Genomic DNA, 520 nt, shown 5'->3' on the forward strand with positions numbered 1-520 from the left:
TGAATGCAAAAGTAGACGCTATGGAAGCGCAAGAAGGTCGCCCTCTGAAGAAGAAAGAGAAAGACAACTTAAAAGATGACATCGTGATGGACTTACTGCCTCGTGCCTTTAGCCGCAGCAGCCACACTCACGTGTTGATTATGCCAAAAGAAGGCTTCATCCTTGTCGATGCAAGCAGCTACAAAAAAGCAGAAGACGTATTAGCGCTACTGCGTAAAACCATGGGTAGCTTACCTGTTGTTCCTGCGATTCCAGAAGTAGCAATTGAAACCACGCTAACAGAATGGGTTAAAACAGGTAACACACCGCAAGGCATCACCATGATGGACGAAGCTGAGTTAAAATCGGTGCTTGAAGAAGGTGGCGTGATTCGCTGTAAGAAGCAAGAGCTGACCACAGATGAAATCCGCAATCACATCGCAGCTGACAAAGTCGTGACGAAACTTGCACTTAACTGGCAAGACCGAATCGAGTTCATCATGGCTGAAGATTCCGGCATCAAACGTCTAAAATTCTCAGA

1 protein-coding gene is annotated in these 520 nt (G+C 46.2%); it reads left to right on the forward strand.

All coding sequences use genetic code 11. From position 1 onward, the window contains the following. A partial coding sequence (gene rdgC / locus R7040_RS29880) for a recombination-associated protein RdgC (protein WP_318098107.1) occupies window positions 1–520 on the forward strand: 520 nt, incomplete at both ends.

Source organism: Vibrio sp. 1069 (assembly GCF_033340555.1).